The sequence below is a fragment of the Gilliamella sp. ESL1225 genome, from assembly GCF_058502635.1.
On the sequence record NZ_CP196358.1, the window covers coordinates 1,455,632 to 1,473,835 of the forward strand.

The following is an 18,204-nucleotide window of genomic DNA, read 5'->3' on the forward strand; positions in this document are numbered from 1 at the left end:
GAATGAAAAACTGACACATTAAATAAATAATTAAAACCTCGCCCATAAGGCGAGGAACAAGTTTAAACATCAATCGATTCTTTAATTTAATATATAACATATTGATGTTAATTAACGGATTTTTAATTAACGATTTTAACGTTAGGATGTTTAGTTAACAGATAAAAATAAAAATATATATTTAAAACTTTATATGATAGAGAACTAAATAATACATGATTTATGATTAAATGTAAGTTAATTAAAAAGGCGTTAATTAACAATTTTTAAATATAAATTTTTTAAATAAACATTATTATATGAAAAATTTTAAAGAAAACGTTTTACCTTCTCAAAAACGACCTTAACTATGAGAATGCTTTTCGGCAGTTTGTTTAATCAGTTGTTGTAGTTCACCTGTTTGAAACATTTCGATCATGATATCACAGCCACCTATTAGTTCACCTTCAACCCATAACTGTGGGAACGTTGGCCAATTAGCAAATTTCGGTAATTCTGAGCGAATATCAGGATTTTGTAAAATATCAACATAAGCAAAAGGAACACCGCATTGTGATAATGCTTGCACAGCTTGTGCTGAAAAACCACAACTTGGTAATTTAGGGGATCCTTTCATATATAAAATGATAGGATTATCGGCTATTTGTTTTTGGATTTTTTCAATCACGGTAAGTTCATTAATCATCTCATTAAGTTCCTTTCTTACATTTCTTTAAAAAGACATTAATATAGAAACAAAATTCTAAAAATAGAATAACTGAAGTTATATTTTTTTGTAAAGAAAAAGTAAATATTATTTAACAACAAATCTATTCTATCGCAGATTTAAATAGGTGGCGATTGGCTACTACTATTAATGTTATTGCTGATGTCTTTTAACTCTTAGCCTATTTGTATTGTAGTATGCTAATATTTATTAACTGTTCTTAAAGATAAGTTATACATTGTGCATTATTTATATTTAACTCTACGAAATGTTTTTTACCAAAGTAATGTTGTCTATAGTCTACGAATGCTCATTAGCCTCGCAGGAAGCACGATTATTCCTTATACTTGTGGAAATGTTAAATTAGTGATTCCTCTAACATTAGGTGTTGTAGCTGCAGGTTTAACAGATTTCGATGCTCGATTTCTAAATCGTATTTTAACGATTATTTTGACATTAATCTGTTTTGCTATTGCCAGTTTTTCGGTCGAATTTTTATTTGATTATCCCTACTTATTTATTTTAGGTTTAATCTCTTCGAGCTTTATGTTTATTTTATTAGGCGCAATTGGACAACGGTTTGCCACAATTGCCTTTGGTACACTTCTTATTGCCGCCTACACTATGCTTGGGCATGATAGTTTTAGCGACTGTTGGACATTATCCTGTTTCTTATTATTAGGTGCATTATGGTACTATTTTGTCTCAATCATTGAATCTATTATGCAACCTATTCGCCCAACACAACAAATGCTCGCGAATTGCTTTTATGAACTGGCACATTACTTAAATGCTAAAGCTGCAATGTTTGATCCTGATGAAACTGATAATTTTGTCAAACAATCAGAACAATTAACCCTAACTAATAATCAACTGATACAAGTCTTTAATGATGCAAAACGATCATTATTTAATTACTTAAAAAGCTTTCGTAGTCAATCTTATCTACAAAAATTAATGAGTGATTATTTTATCGCGCAAGATATCCATGAAAGAGCAAGCTCAGCTCATGTACAATACCAAGCACTTAGTAACCATTTTAAACATAGTGATATCTTATTTCGTTTTGCACGTATCCTTAATTTGCAAGCAAGCGCGTGTGCCAAATTCGCCAATGCCATCAAATTTAATCAAACTTATCATCATGATCTTTTATTTAAACGTTATTTTTCTTATTTAGAAGATGCTATTTTACAATACAAAATTAATCATAAATCGTCTTTATTACTATTAAAATCATTACAGAATCTTTATCAAAATTTATTATCTATTGATTTATTACTCAGTAATATCAATAACGCAAATACTTCAATTGAAAAACAAAATTATGCTTTATATATCAATGATGAATTTAGTGGATTTCGAAATATTTTTAATAGAATAAAACAAAATCTCAGTATTAAATCATCACTATTTCGGCATGCGATTCGTATGAGCATCGTCTTAGTTATAGGGTATTTAATTATTTCATTAACTCATCTACAACATGGTTATTGGATTATTTTAACAAGTCTTTTTGTCTGCCAACCTAATTATTCAACAACTAAATATCGTTTAAAATTAAGAGTAATAGGTACAATTTTAGGGATTATGCTCGGTATCCCTTTAACGTTTCTTTTTCCAACGGTATGGGCACAACTATTTTTAATTATCTTAGCTGGGTGGTTGTTTTTTCTCTTCAAAAATTCACAATATGCTTATGCAACAGCATTTATAACATTATTGGTTTTCTTTATTTTTGGCTTAGTCGGCGAAAATAGTATCAATGTCGCATTTGAACGACTTATTGCTACGTTAATAGGTTGTTTTATCGCCTGGATGGCAGTCAGTTTTATTTTTCCTGATTGGAAATTTCGTAATCTAAAAACATTAATAAATCGCATTACAAATGATAATAGCCATTATCTAGCCTTAATTGGTAGTCAATACATTAACGGGAAGCATGATGATTTACAGTATCGTATTGCTAGGCGAGCAGTGCATGATGATAATGCTGATTTATCGTCCTTTATTAATCTTATTAGTAAAGAGCCACATATCGATCGTCAATTAATTGATGATGGATTGCGGTTATTAACGCTTAATCAAACTTTAATTAGTTATTTTTCAACCCTTGGTGCACACCGTGGCAAAACGCTAACGGCAAAAACATTGGATTTATTTGATGATGTTACCGTCGATATTATTATCATGTTATGTGATGGTAAATTGTGTGATGATTATCAGGAAATTAAACATTTTCTAATTAATTATATCGATACCCTTTCAATCGATGAAATCACCACTAATAAAATAGAGAGTGAACAAATCGATAACGATTTATTAATTATGCAACAATTAATTTTAATTCTAGATATTTTACCGGAATTATTATCAATTAGTGTTACCTTAAGACAAAAATATTCATCGCGAATTAAATAAATTTTATCCCTCGCCCAATTAAGTGGTTTATTTAAATAATAGTTTAAATAATGGCTTAAATGGACGAAGGTTATTATGTCGCGTTGAAAAGAAAAAAAACAAATATCCAAGCAATTAAATTTATATTAACAAATTAAATAACAGCTTATTGTCCTGCTTGTTTTTTAAGCCATGCAATTTCCTTTGCCCATAATTCAGGCTCACTGGTTTCAAGAACAAATGGCAAACCATCACTACGAGGATCTTGCATGATAAATTTAAATGCGGTTTCACCAATGTTACCTTTACCAAGACTTGCATGACGATCAACGTGACTTGCAAATTCGCTTTTCGCATCATTAAGATGCATACCGCGTAAATATTTAAAACCTATTACTTTATCAAATTCGTCAAAGGTTTCTTTGCAGGCTTTTTCAGTACGCAAATCATAACCGGCCGCGAACGCATGGCAAGTATCAAAACATACACCGACTCGGCTCTTATCATGCACTTTATCAATAATGGCTGCCAAATGCTCAAATTTATACCCTAAATTAGATCCTTGACCAGCAACATTTTCGAGTACTACTACGACAGTTTTAGTTTTATCATGGGTGAGATTAATTGACTCCGCAATAACAGAAATACAATCATCTAACGAAATTTCACCTAAATCACTACCTGGATGCGTGGTTAATAATGATAATCCAAGCGCTTCGCAGCGTGTTGCTTCATCTAAAAATGCATCGCGTGATTTTTGTAACATATCCCCTTTAGGATGACCCAGATTAATCAAATATTTATCATGAGGTAATATATGTTTATCAGTATAGCCATATTGTTCGCACGCTTTTTTAAATTTATCAATAGTCGAAGATTCAAGGGGTTTGCTATACCATTGTTGTTGGCTACTAATAAAAAATGAAAAGGCGGTAGCACCAATTTTTTGCGCATTAATCGGTGCATGTTCAGCACCTCCAGCAGCACTAACATGAGAACCTATGTATTTCATTGTATTACCTCTTTAATTAACGAGAATCAAAAGATAAACACCGGAAAATTTAACGCTCTCCACTTTGGTAACGCTGAAGTTGATCACGTAAATTTGGTGGTATACCTTTAATAAAAAGTGTATCAGCTTGTGGATCCCATTTAATGCGATCACCGAGCAAATCGGAATCGAAACTTAACGTTAATCCCCCACCACTACCGGAAAATTTTTTAAGCTGACGCAATGCATTGCGATCAACAGGAAAAGCTTCTTCTAAATCATACTCACTATTTTTTATAAATTCGATAAAATTTTGATCTTCTTTGGCGGGTATTTCACTCGATAATGTTTTTAGTAGGATTTCTTCACCCGCTTCAAGTTGAGATTGGCAATATTCATAGACATTTTCTCGAATTTGGGTTTTCTCGTTAGGATCAAATTGCATTGAATTACAATAATCATCAACTGCTTTTACCAATGTTTTATTTTGATTTTTAGCATTTAAACCTTCGCTTGCACCTAAATAATCCATAAAAAAATCAGAGACTTTACGACCAACCCGCCCCTTCAAAAAAGTTAAATAACGATTTGATTCCGGCTCGGTTTGCCACTCAGTTAAATCAATTCGAGCAATAATATCAGCATGATCTAAATCTAAATACTGAGTTTCACTAATTTCAAGATCATCATTTACTAGCATACTTGGGCAGCTATTTAACATAGCGATAATTAAATATTGTGCCGATAAATATCGATATAAACAAAAAATTACCGTCCCCCCTTGTGCAAAGGGATATTTAGCTAATTCATTACGTAATTGTTTAGTAGATTCTTGACTAAAACTTAAAAAATCTTGCTGACCTTGTTCATATTCATTAAGTGATTCTTTAAATAAGCTTTGCTCATTAAAAAGCCCATAAGCTTTATTTTTATTATTATAAATACGATTGATGTCGGTAATTAGCTGTTCAATATTATGATGATTTTTTAGGGTTGAATCGCGTAATTGTAATTGCAAATCACTGTCATTTTGACGTATTAATTTATGTAAAATAACATGTTCGATTTGGAGGCTCATAAAAATCCTATTGAGTTAATATGAATTAAGAATAAACTATTCTAACAAAGCATTTTAAAAGCGCTACTAACAAAAACAATTTCAAATAAAATTAAACATCTCTAGCACTTAATTTTCAAGAAATAGTACATAAATTTTAACGTTAACTTTTTCACAATAAAATGACAACATCATGGTAACTAAAACGAACTCAATCGATAATAAATTTCAATATCAAAAAATAAGTTTACTCTTTTGGCGTTATGCGCTTCCTGCTATTATCGGCTCAACAATTAGTACATTATATAATATTATTGATGGAGTATTTATTGGTCATTGGGTAGGTCGTAATGCATTAAGTGCCAGCGGTTTAATTTTACCTATTATGAATATATCAACAGCAGTCGGTCTGCTAGTCGGAGTAGGCTCGGCGAGCCGAATTTCGATATTATTAGGGCAAAAAAACCATCAAAAAGCGGAAGAAATCGCAGGGACATCGTTTATGTTGACGCTTTTATTAAGTGGCATAACGATTGCCTTACTTGTCTATTTTATTGATCCTATATTGCATTTTGTCGGATCTAGCCCTGATAACCATGAATATGCAAAACAATTCTTAGTTATCTTTTTACCGGGAAGTTTATTTTTAACATTTACGTTTAATTTCAATAATATGATGCGATCATGTGGTTATCCAATTAAAGCCATGATAACCATGTTTATTAGTGTAATCGCTAATATTATTTTAGCTCCAATATTTATTATATTATTAAACTTAGGAATGCAAGGGGCTGCGATTGCAACCACATTATCAATGATAATTAGTTTTGTATTTGTCATGCATCATTTTACTAGTCCGAAAAGTTTTATTCGATTACGAATCAAAAATCTCAATCTTAATCTAACCATTGTAAAATCGATTATCTCTATCGGTCTATCCCCTTTCTTTCTACAAATAGCCACCTCTATTGTCGTTGTCTTTATTAATTGGCAATTAAATCATTATGCTCCGCTTTCAGGAATTTCAGGAGATGATGCCATTGCCGCTTTTTCGAATGCGAATCGATTGATTACTTTAATATTAATGATTGTAATCGGCATTAATCAAGGAATGCAGCCAATTATTGGCTATAATTATGGTGCTAAAAATTATAATCGGGTTAAACACACTTTTTTTTATGCCATTATCATTGCCACTCTGATTACCAGCTGCGGATTTATTTTGGGTTTTTTTATTCCAAACGTGTTTGTAAGTGCATTTAGTTCAGACACAGATATGATTGAATTGTCTGCAACCACATTGCGATATATGACACTTGCTTACGTTTTGGTCGTTTTCAAATGGTGACAACGAGCTTTTTCCAGTGTATTGGTAAAGCTAAAATATCGATTATTTTAAGTCTTTCGCGGCATATTTTAATCTTAATTCCAACTTTATATATTTTGCCGAGATTTTTCGGTTTGTATGGAGTTTGGTATTCTGCATCCGTTGGCGATGTTTTATCATCATTAATGGCATTTATGATTTTAAGTTATTATTTTGTTCATTATAAAAGGTATTATTTCCCAAAACACCCTTCTAAATGATTAAAATCTTTTAGAAGGGATCGATAAATAAAGGTAATAATGACTAAAATCAGTTCTGTTTATGAAAAACGATTACTTGTAAAAATAGAGTTATCCACAAAATCTGTGGATAAAAGTTTGGATTTAAAAAGAATTAACGCATTAACTATCAGAAAAATAACAACTAAATATAAATTGTTTATAATTGGTTCACTTGGTTTATTAAGTAAAATATATTATTAACATTGCGTTAAAAAATTGTAATTAAAACCCTTGCCATTTTGGCAAGAGTTAATAATTAAATAAACTCTCTTAGCTGAAGTTAATAATTACTATTAACACATATCCAAACCCTACCTGTAACTTGCAAATGATTATAATCAAAAATTTGACTATAGCCTGAATATGCAACATAACGGCTATCATTTGTTAAAAACCATTTACCACCATATGCTCGATAAAAAGTTTTCATCCATTCCGAGAATAAAGCGCCAGGTTTATAAACATCTCCTACAACTGACGCATTAACTTTATCAAGGGTAGTATGGGTTAAAACTTTAAGTGAAGGTACTTCATAACCATATTTACTACAAATTGATGATACTTCGTTCCAAGCTGTAGTTGTATAATCGGTTTTACTTGTATTTGTTATAAACCATTTTTGAATTTTAAAACTGTATGCCGGATTAATTGTATCGCCTGGAACAAAAATGTTAAACGTAGTTGGCGTCATTCTTCTAGCTTCATATGCCGTCGAATTACTATTAGGACCTTTAAGTGTCACTTTAAGACCATACCTTAATTTTGGTGGACGGCGATCATTATCATTAAAACTTTGTTCCCATGATAACGTAAGATCAAGTGGTGAATTTGCGGGTGATTTAGTATAAGTAAAATTTCCGCCTTTTATACCCCCGAACATTAAGAAGAAGCTTGCATCATTGAGTCCCATTGTTGGGAAATTCTTTGAAGGATCCGTTTTACTTATTATTTCATAGCCATAATCTGCATTCCAAAACGTTCCTGGGCTTGCAGCATATCGATCTTCTTGCGGGCTATATAATACTGGTTGTGCCCAGCATGCAGCAGGTTTTATTTTTTTGGGATTAATATAGTAGATTGCCGAACTTGCCTCAACAATAAGCGGTATGCGTGGTGTTCCATATTGAGTTACGACTGTTGTCCTTGGATGCGCTAATTTAATTGAATAAGGAGCGAGACATTCCGTTAAAATATCCGTTGAACCTAATCCCATTTTATCGCTATCTATCATCTCAAGCGTAAGATCACCATTTAAATATTGTACTATATCGCCAGCTGCATCTTGCCAAAACTGAGCAAAATTACTTAGTGGGACACTTGTTTTCCCCGGTGGTACATTCATTTTTATATCAGAAATTGTATATCCTTCACCTAAAATAAGAGGAGTTGTATGCGATTCATACGAATCTTGAATTCCATACACTCGTCCGTCTGGAAAAGTAATATCAAATAAGGCATTCATGTCTTCGGCTACAGTGACACCATTATCCATTGAAAAATAAGGTATAGATCCACCTTGTATTATTCCTTGAGTCGTGGCTGTAATTGGGCGTCCATAACCATCTAAAGCGGGTTGAACAGCATAAGCTGTTTGTGTAGTTAAACCTATCAATCCAAATGTAAAAGTTATACGACGAATAGGTAATAAATTAAATTGCTTATCAATCGATATAGACCGAAAAAAATTTTTAAAACACAACATTAAGTATCCTTAATTATGTAAATGATCGTTTTGAAATCCATTGTTTTCTTTTATTAGTATTCAAGTAATGGAATGTTTATTTTTTATAGTTACTGAATAAAACAAACTATTTCTTTACGTTATATAAATATAAGTTTACGCAGATCTTACACAAAAATAATAAATTTACAAATCTTTACAACTATTACAATGATAATTTTTATCTATTGAAATAATTTTTTAATTTCTTTTTTTAGCTTTTATTTTAATTAGATTATTTGCATCTATTTAAAAAAACATGTTTATTTTTAATAACTTATGAATTAAAAAAATCTATTTAAATAGTAAAAACATTTTTTTATCGACAATAAAAAACAATTTTCTATTTTTTATAATTAATTTGACTAAGGATAGTTAGATGTATATTTTTAAATTGTTTTTATTAGCTAATTAATGTTAATAAATTAGCTTTAAGGCTTATAAATAAAAGCTTTAACAAAAATAGTAATAGTAAAAAATAAAAAAAGAGGAATAAATAAGAAATTTTATTTATTGGTTTTGGAATTGTAAGGGAATCTATTTGACTGTTAACTTATTGTTAAGAAAATGATAACCAAAACGGGTTATATTTATTGATCCCTTTTTTAAGATTAACAGCCAAAATATGGTGTTATTTTATACAATTAAGTTCCTTAGCTAAATTTGTACTTAATAAAGTATAAAAATCACCCAAAAGGTTTTGTAAATTAAACTTATTGATAGAATGAATATTATCTATTCAATGTTTTGGACTTGTTCGCGAATTTGTTCAATTAATACTTTAAGTTCAATGGCACTTGCGGTAACAGCAGCATTAATCGATTTAGATGCGATAGTGTTTGATTCTCGATTGAATTCTTGCATCATAAAATCTAATCGTCGCCCGACCGCTTCGTTTTTCTTTAAAATAGCATAGGTTTCTTTTACATGCGTGACTAATCTATCTAACTCTTCGGCAACATCAATGCGTTGAGCTAATGCCACCACTTCTTGTTCAAGTCGACCCGAATCGAGTTCAATTTTAGCCTCCTCTAAACGTCCTTTTAAGCGTTCTTTTTGCCATTCTAAAATTTGAGGCATCCATTTACTGATTTTTTTAACTTCAAATGAGATAGCTTGTAACCTTTGCGTAATAAGAGATTCTAGCTCTTTACCTTCACGTTCACGAACACTAATAAATTCATCAAGTGCATTATCGAATAAAGATAAAATTTCTTGCGAAATTTCGTCAAGATTTTGCTCTTTAGCAGACATAACGCCTTGCCATTTTAAGACATCAATCGGATTAATATCCCCTGTTTGATACTCTTTACGTAACCATTGTGCCGCATTGATAAGTTGGAGAGCCAATTCTTTATTTAACGTTAAATCTTGGTTTTGAAAGGCGGCATCCATTTCGAAACGTAAATTACATTCGATTTTGCCTCGCGTTAAACGATTACGTAATTTTTCACGAATAATCGGCTCCAGTGAACGAAATTGTTCTGGCATACGAATATAAGTCTCAAGGTAACGCTGATTAACCGATCGAATTTCCCATGATGCTTTACCAAAGGATTTACTTACTTCTTTCCTAGCATAAGCTGTCATACTGCGAATCATATTAATATCCTAATTTTGTAAAATCTAACTGGGCATTGTAACATAAATTCTGTATAATGCGCTCTTAGCTTAAGCTAAGCATCGATTAATCGAATCGCTGCCCTCAATAAATCATTATTTTTTACACACTAAAATTTTAAACGATAAAATTTTTACGCATTAATTTAAATTATCATAGCTGGAGAATTGCATGCGCCCGTCTTGCCGAGCTGCGGAAGAAGTCCGCCCTATTACCATCACCCGTCATTATACAAAGCATGCAGAAGGTTCTGTATTAGTCGAATTTGGTGAAACAAAAGTACTTTGTAACGCCACAATTGCCGAAGGTGTTCCTCGCTTCCTTAAAGGGCAAAATAAAGGCTGGGTAACAGCCGAATATGCTATGTTGCCAAGAGCCACTCATTCGAGAACGCAACGTGAAGCGGTGCAAGGTAAACAAAGTGGTCGTACAATGGAAATTCAACGCCTTATAGGACGTTCCTTACGTGCTATGATTGATCTTAAATTATTAGGTGACTATACAATTACCCTTGATTGTGATGTGATCCAAGCCGATGGCGGTACACGTACAGCCGCAATAACGGGTGCTTGCATTGCGCTTCATGATGCAATTCAAGACATGTTACAAAAAGGGCAGATTAAACAAAATCCGATTAAAGGATTTATTGCCGCGGTCTCTGTAGGGATTGTGGATGGTCAAGCCATTTGTGATTTAGAATATAGCGAAGATTCAACTGCAGAAACGGATATGAATGTCGTCATGACAGAAGATGACAAACTGATCGAAATACAAGGTACTGCTGAAGGACAACCTTTTAATCATGATGAATTATTAACCCTTTTAAATTTAGCTCAAAATGGTATAAAAACAATTATTTCAGCTCAAAAACAGGCTTTGCAAAACTCATAATAGGAGATACCCATGAAATCTTACAAAAGTGAATTCATTCGGTTTGCATTAGATAGACAAGCACTAAAATTTGGCGAATTTACATTAAAATCGGGACGCAAGAGTCCCTATTTTTTTAATGCAGGATTATTTAATACAGGTAAAGATCTAGCTTTATTAGGGCGTTTTTATGCGGCTGCCTTAAATGACTCTAAATTAGATTACGATGTTATTTTTGGACCTGCTTATAAAGGTATCCCTATTGTTTCGTCAACCGTTGTCGCGATGTTTGAGCAATATAATGTTGATATTCCTTATTGTTTTAATCGTAAAGAGGCTAAAGATCACGGTGAAGGGGGTAATTTAGTTGGTAGCTCTATTTTTAAACAGCGTGTTATGCTCGTTGATGATGTAATAACAGCTGGTACTGCTATTCGAGAATCAATGCGAATATTAAAAGATAATCAATCTATTTTAGCCGGTGTTTTAATTTGCCTTGATAGGCAAGAAAAAGGACAAGGGGAATTATCAGCAATTCAAGAAATAAAACAAACCTATCATTGTGAGGTAATTTCAATTATAACTCTTGATGATCTTATTCATTATTTATATCAAGATAACGATCGAAAACACCAAATAAAGCAAGTTGAAGAGTATCGCGCCAATTATGGGGTTATTTAATTAGTAAAAGGATGACAAAACTGTAAATCTAATACTAATTGCCTTTCTAATTGCGGATCAATCAAAGTTACGTGTAAGCCAATAAGCCTTACACCGCGATCATTGCGTCTTTCCATCCAAACTTGATGGGCTTGTTGGATTAAATCTTGCTTATCTAGCTTTGTCCAAACATGCTCTTGAGTTGTTAGTTGGAAATCATTAAATTTAAATTTCACCCCTTGCCTTGCAATGGAAAGATCTTTTTTGACTTTACTTAAACGGTTTTCTAGTTCCTCGTAAAGTTCACTTATTACACTAAGACAATCTTGCCAATCATAAATATCTTCAATTAGGGTCTGCTCCACACCCACTGATTTACGTTGCCGATCATTTATTACTTCTCGCTCATCAATACCTTGACACCTTTCATATAAAATATGACCAAATTTCCCGAAATGACTAAGCAGTTTGCTAATATCATATTTTAGTACATCTTGACATTTAAACAGCCCTAAATCGGCTAGTTTTTTCTCGGTCACAGTCCCAACTCCAGGGATCTTTTTTAGCGGTAAATTGGCGATAAAACTGGTTACTTGTGAAGGGGTTATTACATATTGCCCATTGGGTTTATTCATATCCGAAGCAATTTTTGCTAAAAACTTAAGTGGCGCAACGCCAGCCGATGCCGTTAACTGTAATTCATTAAAAATGCTTTGCCTAATTTCTTTTGCTATCAAAGTCGCAGAACCATTATGTAAAGGACAATGACTCACATCTAAATAAGCTTCATCTAACGAAATCGCTTCAATTAATGGCGTATAACGTCGAAATATTTGATGAATTTGTTTAGAGACGTCTTTATAGGCAGCATAACGACAAGCAATCACTTTTAAATTAGGGCATAACTTAATCGCTTGAGCCATTGACATGGCACTATGAATACCAAATTGCCTTGCTGGATAATTAGCTGTCGCAACAACACCTCGTTTTTTAGGATCGCCACCTACCGCAATCGGAATATTGCGGTAGCGGGGATTGTCTCGCATTTCAACAGCTGCATAAAAGCAGTCCATATCCACATGAATAATTTTGCGCATATCGGTAATATAATAAACAAAAATCCGTCATCATTATGAATATTCAATAAAAAACATTCACAACAAATCACTGTATAAATATACAATATCATACTGCTTTTATACGCTTAGTCTAGTTTTTTATTTTAATAAATCATTTTTTAATAATTTATTATTCGTTTTTTAATTATTTATTGATAGTTAATCCGTTAAATTATCGAACTCCATTAAACCTTTTTTATCATGTGGATCCCCTATCCATCTTTTTGGTTGTTTGAAATCTTTATTAACAAGACTTTTTTGAGGCTCATACAAATCATAACTTAGACCTGCTAAATCTGACCAAGTATGAATCAAATACTGACTGCTATATTTACGATTAACATAATCTTGATAAGGGATAGGATGTATTTTTTGCCAACTATTAGATGTCCATAGCATAAAAGGAATAGTATACATCGTTTTGGTAGGTGCTTTTTCATTACGCCCTAAAATATTATGTGGCTTAGTTTGATAGACTTCTTCACCATGATCCGAGAAATATAATATAAATCCATTGTCACCCTTTTCCTTAAAAATCGAGAATAAGGATGATGTGACATAATCATTATATAAAACGGCATTATCATAACTATTATAATCTTCTAACTCTTGCGAATTAAGCGCAAAGGGTAAATTATTCTGGTCATTAAATTGTTGATATTTTGCCTCTTTAGGGTAACGATATTCATACTGCATGTGTGTACCTAACAAGTGAACAATAATAAATTTCTTCTCAAATGGATCGTTTAAAACTTGTTTAAATGGCTCTAAGACATTTTCATCGTATTGCCGTGCGCTTTGATTGCGATCATTGTTTAAATAAAATTGCTCATCTGCTTGTTTGGAAAATATCGTTAACATGGTATTGCGTTTTGTCATAGTTTGCTGATTTGTTATCCAATAAGTTTTATAACCTGCTTGCTTCATTAAATTAATAATTGATGGTTGTTTAATATATAAATCTGGTTTGGTTTCGTCCGCAAAGGTCAACGCTTGTTGTAATATTTCAATTGTGTAAGGTCTTGACGTCACAACGTCATTAAACACATAAAAATTAGGATTTTGCTTTTTAAATTGCTCAATTAATGGCGTCGTATTTCGTTCATAACCATAAATCCCCATACGCTGCCTTGTTGTCGATTCACCGATCACTAATACTAATGTTCGTGGCATTTTATCATCATTACTATCTTTTAAATGTTGTAAAGGGGGTAAGCTATCATAACGAGATAAAATATTTTCCATCGAACCTAATTGATTACGATAAGCAATATAATTAGAGATTAATTGCCAGGGGACTGTTGTTTCCATACGTGATAGTAAATGATTAGCAGCTCTTTCAAACGAATAATGTTTGACAATAAATGGGTAATAAAATGGTGCTGCAGCATATGCTAAAATAAAGAAAGATAAAACCCATTTAGTTAAATTGCTAACATAAATTGGTCTCACAAAAAACCATAAAATAATACCAATGACAGTAAAGCCGACAAGAAATAAAATAAGAGACATATTTAAGTATTGTTGAATATATTCTTGCCCTTCAGCAATATTGGATTCTGCCATAACAAAAAAAACACTTTGCGAAAACTCTTGCCGATAAATAGCAAAATACCCCACAACGATCAATGAGCTGGCACCTAAAATTAGACCAATTAAAGCTGAAATCCGGCGTGTATATTTAGGAAAAATAATGAGAGGAATTAACCAGATTAAACTATAAATAAAAGCATCTCGCAATCCATTTGCATTCGAATGTCCTGATAGGTAAATATATAATTGTAAGGCACATGAAAAATAAGCAAAAAAAATGAGGTCTAAAATAAAAGCCAGTAAGTTTGAACGTTTTTTTTGTTTTAAATTTGTCATAATCTCTTCGATCTATTTTATTAAAGACATTTAATTTATTAAATCTAACTGAATTAAATCGCAAACGATAATTAAAAAAGTTAGATAATAAAAAACATCAAATAAAACATTAATTAATGATAGGTGACTTGTAGACAAATAAATTAAAACTTAGTTCACTAATTGATTTTTAAAATGATTTTTATCAAAAAATAAATTTTAAACATTAGGGATTATTAGTAAAAAGTGTAATTACACTTAAAAATATCTTTAAAAATTTTTAATGTAAAATTTATTAGCAGCTCATTGATTTAGTTGTTTTAGGCCTAACAACCGTTGGATATCTTCAAATTTTGGTAGCATAAGCGATTGCGGTGATTTGTTATAAATGATTTTGCCTTTATCCATAACAATACAACGATTAAATTCCAATAAAGATTTATCCAGATAGTGAGAAACCATCAATAAAGTCATTGAATATTCACTACATATTTTATCGATAAGGGTTAGCATTTCAAAACGTAAAGCTTGATCTAATGCCGAAAAAGGTTCGTCTAATAATAAAATTGGCTTATGCTGAATAAGACAACGTGCTAAAGCAACTCGCTGCTTCTGCCCCCCCGACATTTCATCAGGATAACGATGACCAAATCCGGTTAATCCAACTTTAGCTAAAATGTCAGCAATTTGCCTTTTTTCTTGCGTTGAAAGAGTTAAAGAGGGTTTAATCCCTAAACCGATATTTTGCGTTACTGTTAAATGACTAAACAAATTATTATCTTGAAATAACATAGTTATCGGTCTTTTTGCCGGCGGCGCATCGGTCATATTTTGCTGATTAAGAATAATCTCACCCGCACAAGGAAAAATAAAACCTGCGATAAGACTAAATAAAGTACTTTTCCCGGCGCCGCTTGGTCCAATAATGACCGCTTTTTCACCTCTTTTTAAATTTAGATTTAATGCTAATAAAAAATCTTCATATTGATAGGTTATATTTTTAAGCTCAATCATCATCCATCATCACCATTAAAAATAAAGATAAAACTAATAAGCAAGATGCTGTAAATGCCCCTTCTTGAAAACGGTAATGAGAAAGCTGATCATATAAATAATAAGGTAATGTAATCACTGCCTCCCCACCTAAAAGGGCAATAATACCAAAATCTCCTAGCGATAAAATCGCCGCAAAAGCAAAGCTACGCCATATTAAGTGTTTTAAGGCATTATACTCAATTAAATAAAAATGTTTTATGCCTGTAATATTAAGCGATAAGCTTAATTTATAATATTTATTGGCAATATCATACATAGGATATTCAAGATTTTTTAATATAAACGGCAATGCCAATAACGCATTACAAAGGCTTAATAGCAAACAAACAATAAATGGGTTATCGATATAATCAATAAATAAAATATAAAAACCTGTTGCAAGCACCATACTCGGGATCGCTAAAATTAATGTGGCTATCAACATAAGGCGATGGCTCGTAGCCAAAGCCTGATGAATTAATAATTTATTATTCGTTGCAAGTAACAAACACGCCATGATAAGCGCTAATAGTGCCGATACGATTGAAATTGTGATCGAATAAAATAATGCCTGACAAAAGGTTTTATCTAATAATGAAAAATGAAAATAACGTAAGCCATCAAATAAAAGACAAGTAATCGGTAAAATAATAAATAACGTACCAATAACAATAATACAAAAACAGATTATTTTATAGAAGGTTGATATTTGCCATTGATATAAAACTTGTCGAAACTGGCTTTGCAGTTTCGACATAGCATTAAATTTTCGACTTAACCAAATAAACGTTACACAAAATAGTAATTGTAATAAAGCATAAAAAACGGCTTGAGTTAATTCAAAATCTCGAAATGATTGATAAATCGCCACTTCTAGCGTGGTATATTTTGGTCCACCGCCGAGCGATAGAACAATCGCAAAACTTGAAAAACACAGCATGAAAATCAAACTCGCCATCGGTAACATTTGCCTTCGTAATAATGCCCATTCGACTATTCTAAAATATGCCCATTGCGAAAAATTTAATTGCGCCGCAAGTTGTTTATGTTCGTTTGGAACGCTGATTAGCGTTTGATAAAATGATCGGCAAGCATAAGGAAAATTTAAAAATACGTGCGCTAATAAAATCCCGGTTAATCCATATATTTGCCCAACATAGGGCAAACCTATTGAATCAAATCCTGCTTTTATTATGCCATGCTGTCCATATACCGCTAACATTGCCATCACAACAACTAGTGAGGGTAAAATAAACGTTACAGGTAATAATTTCAACAACCATGATTTTCCTTTAAAATCAACCATAGCCAACGCTTTAGCAAGCATAATAGCCGCTGTAATTGAAATAATCGTTGATAAGATAGCTTGAAAAAACGTAATACCAATAACGTAAAATAAATAATTATCAATATATAGACTAATATTGCCATTTTGCCAAGCAAAATGGCATAAGCTAAACAGTGCTAAGCCTAAAAAAAGAACGATAAAGGCGGCAACAAAAAAGCCAGCCCCTAAGCTTTTGATATTTATTCGTGCTGAGCTTAAGGTTAATGAATTACTGCATTTTGCCATTCGCGAATCCACGTTTTTTGATTTTCACTAATTTCAAGTGGAGTAAATTCTAATGCTTTATTAACCTTGGGAATCTCATTAAAAGCGTCCGGTAATTCCGTTTTAATGATAGGATACATAATATTTTTAGTGGCAATTTCAAGCTGCACATCTGGTGTTAATAAATAAGTTAAAAAAGCACGACCTAATTCTTGCTGTTGACTATATTTAATCAATGACGCCACTTCGACTTGTCGATAATGTCCTTCGTTGAAGATAGCCGCATTATAAGGTGCATTATTATCATTTAGTTTATGAGCGACAGGCGATGTGGTATAACTTAATACAAAATCCGCTTCACCTTTTAAAAACATCCCGTAAGACTCACTCCAGCCTTTCGTAACTGTCACGGTATTTTTAGCGATTTTTTGCCATGCTTGGTTAGATTCATCACCATAAACTTTTTTAATCCAAAATAATAAGCCTAAACCTGGGGTACTGCTCCGCGGATCTTGATAAATAATTTTCCAATTTGCTTGATTATCTACTAGCTCATGAAGACTTTTCGGTGGCGTTTTAATTTTATTTTGATCATAAATAAATGCAAAATAACCATAATCATAAGGCATAAAATCGCTATTCCACCAATTAGTATTAAGATTTTCGGGTTTAGTGATATGATGAGGGGTGATAATATCGGCTTGTTTTGCTTGTTCAAGCAAATTATTATCAATACCGACAATAACATCCGCTTTAGTTTTATTACCTTCTAAACGTAGGCGATTGAGTAATGTAACGCCATCACCAGCTGTAACAAAATTAACGTCACAATCGCATTGAGCTTCAAATCCTTGTTTGATCTTGTTACCTGGCCCCCATTTTGAAACAAATGAGCTATAACTATAAACTGTTAATGTTGTTTTTGCGAAAATGATAGGACTCCAAAAAATTGATCCCATACATAAAATAGATAAAATAAGACGAAACATTTTGCCTCCAAGACAATTAATTAAAAGAC

14 protein-coding genes are annotated in these 18,204 nt (G+C 32.2%); 4 read left to right on the plus strand and 10 right to left on the minus strand.

Annotation, left to right across the window (positions count from 1 at the left end; translation table 11 throughout):
- Positions 1-343: 343 nt before the first annotated feature.
- Positions 344-685: a Grx4 family monothiol glutaredoxin gene (locus ACSYSW_RS06765; RefSeq protein WP_491705786.1), complete on the minus strand. Its 342-nt coding sequence runs from the start codon at positions 683-685 to the stop codon at positions 344-346.
- A 327-nt stretch (positions 686-1,012) separates the two neighbouring features.
- On the opposite strand from ACSYSW_RS06765, the gene yccS reads away from it, so the two are divergent.
- Positions 1,013-3,127, plus strand: coding sequence for a YccS family putative transporter (yccS, locus tag ACSYSW_RS06770; protein WP_491706229.1), 2,115 nt, complete (start codon positions 1,013-1,015; stop codon positions 3,125-3,127).
- Between the two features lie 145 nt (positions 3,128-3,272).
- On the opposite strand, the gene nfo is transcribed toward yccS, so the two are convergent.
- Both nfo and yejK read right to left on the minus strand, forming a co-directional pair.
- Positions 3,273-4,118 carry a deoxyribonuclease IV gene (nfo, locus tag ACSYSW_RS06775; protein WP_491705784.1) on the minus strand — a complete coding sequence of 282 codons (846 nt, stop codon included), beginning with the start codon at positions 4,116-4,118 and terminating at the stop codon, positions 3,273-3,275.
- 49 nt (positions 4,119-4,167) lie between these two features.
- Positions 4,168-5,175, minus strand: coding sequence for a nucleoid-associated protein YejK (yejK, locus tag ACSYSW_RS06780; protein WP_491705783.1), 1,008 nt, complete (start codon positions 5,173-5,175; stop codon positions 4,168-4,170).
- A gap of 172 nt (positions 5,176-5,347) precedes the next feature.
- Here yejK and ACSYSW_RS06785 point away from each other — a divergent pair, with 172 nt between their 5' ends.
- Positions 5,348-6,502: an MATE family efflux transporter gene (locus ACSYSW_RS06785; protein WP_491706230.1), complete on the plus strand. Its 1,155-nt coding sequence runs from the start codon at positions 5,348-5,350 to the stop codon at positions 6,500-6,502.
- Between the two features lie 540 nt (positions 6,503-7,042).
- Here the strand turns inward: ACSYSW_RS06785 and ACSYSW_RS06790 are convergent.
- Positions 7,043-8,464 (minus strand): hypothetical protein, encoded by a 1,422-nt coding sequence (locus ACSYSW_RS06790; protein WP_491705781.1) that lies wholly within the window; start codon positions 8,462-8,464, stop codon positions 7,043-7,045.
- A 753-nt stretch (positions 8,465-9,217) separates the two neighbouring features.
- On the minus strand, positions 9,218-10,084 hold the full coding sequence (locus ACSYSW_RS06795; RefSeq protein ID WP_491705780.1) for a YicC/YloC family endoribonuclease: 867 nt from the start codon (positions 10,082-10,084) through the stop codon (positions 9,218-9,220).
- A gap of 190 nt (positions 10,085-10,274) precedes the next feature.
- On the opposite strand from ACSYSW_RS06795, the gene rph reads away from it, so the two are divergent.
- Positions 10,275-10,994 carry a ribonuclease PH gene (rph, locus tag ACSYSW_RS06800; RefSeq protein WP_491705779.1) on the plus strand — a complete coding sequence of 240 codons (720 nt, stop codon included), beginning with the start codon at positions 10,275-10,277 and terminating at the stop codon, positions 10,992-10,994.
- 12 nt (positions 10,995-11,006) lie between these two features.
- Positions 11,007-11,654 (plus strand): orotate phosphoribosyltransferase, encoded by a 648-nt coding sequence (gene pyrE / locus ACSYSW_RS06805; RefSeq protein WP_491705778.1) that lies wholly within the window; start codon positions 11,007-11,009, stop codon positions 11,652-11,654.
- On the opposite strand, the gene dinB is transcribed toward pyrE, so the two are convergent.
- The 5 genes from dinB to thiB form a co-directional block, all read right to left on the minus strand.
- Positions 11,651-12,730, minus strand: coding sequence for a DNA polymerase IV (dinB, locus tag ACSYSW_RS06810; protein WP_491705777.1), 1,080 nt, complete (start codon positions 12,728-12,730; stop codon positions 11,651-11,653). The genes pyrE and dinB overlap by 4 nt on opposite strands.
- A 180-nt stretch (positions 12,731-12,910) precedes the next feature.
- Positions 12,911-14,620: a phosphoethanolamine transferase CptA gene (gene cptA, locus ACSYSW_RS06815; protein WP_491705776.1), complete on the minus strand. Its 1,710-nt coding sequence runs from the start codon at positions 14,618-14,620 to the stop codon at positions 12,911-12,913.
- A 282-nt stretch (positions 14,621-14,902) separates the two neighbouring features.
- A complete protein-coding gene (gene thiQ / locus ACSYSW_RS06820) occupies positions 14,903-15,616 on the minus strand; it encodes a thiamine ABC transporter ATP-binding protein ThiQ (RefSeq protein WP_491705775.1) in 714 nt (237 codons plus the stop codon).
- Positions 15,606-17,207 (minus strand): thiamine/thiamine pyrophosphate ABC transporter permease, encoded by a 1,602-nt coding sequence (gene thiP / locus ACSYSW_RS06825; protein ID WP_491705774.1) that lies wholly within the window; start codon positions 17,205-17,207, stop codon positions 15,606-15,608. The genes thiQ and thiP overlap by 11 nt, the downstream gene beginning before the upstream one ends.
- On the minus strand, positions 17,183-18,175 hold the full coding sequence (gene thiB / locus ACSYSW_RS06830; protein WP_491705773.1) for a thiamine ABC transporter substrate binding subunit: 993 nt from the start codon (positions 18,173-18,175) through the stop codon (positions 17,183-17,185). The genes thiP and thiB overlap by 25 nt, the downstream gene beginning before the upstream one ends.
- Positions 18,176-18,204 lie beyond the last annotated feature (29 nt).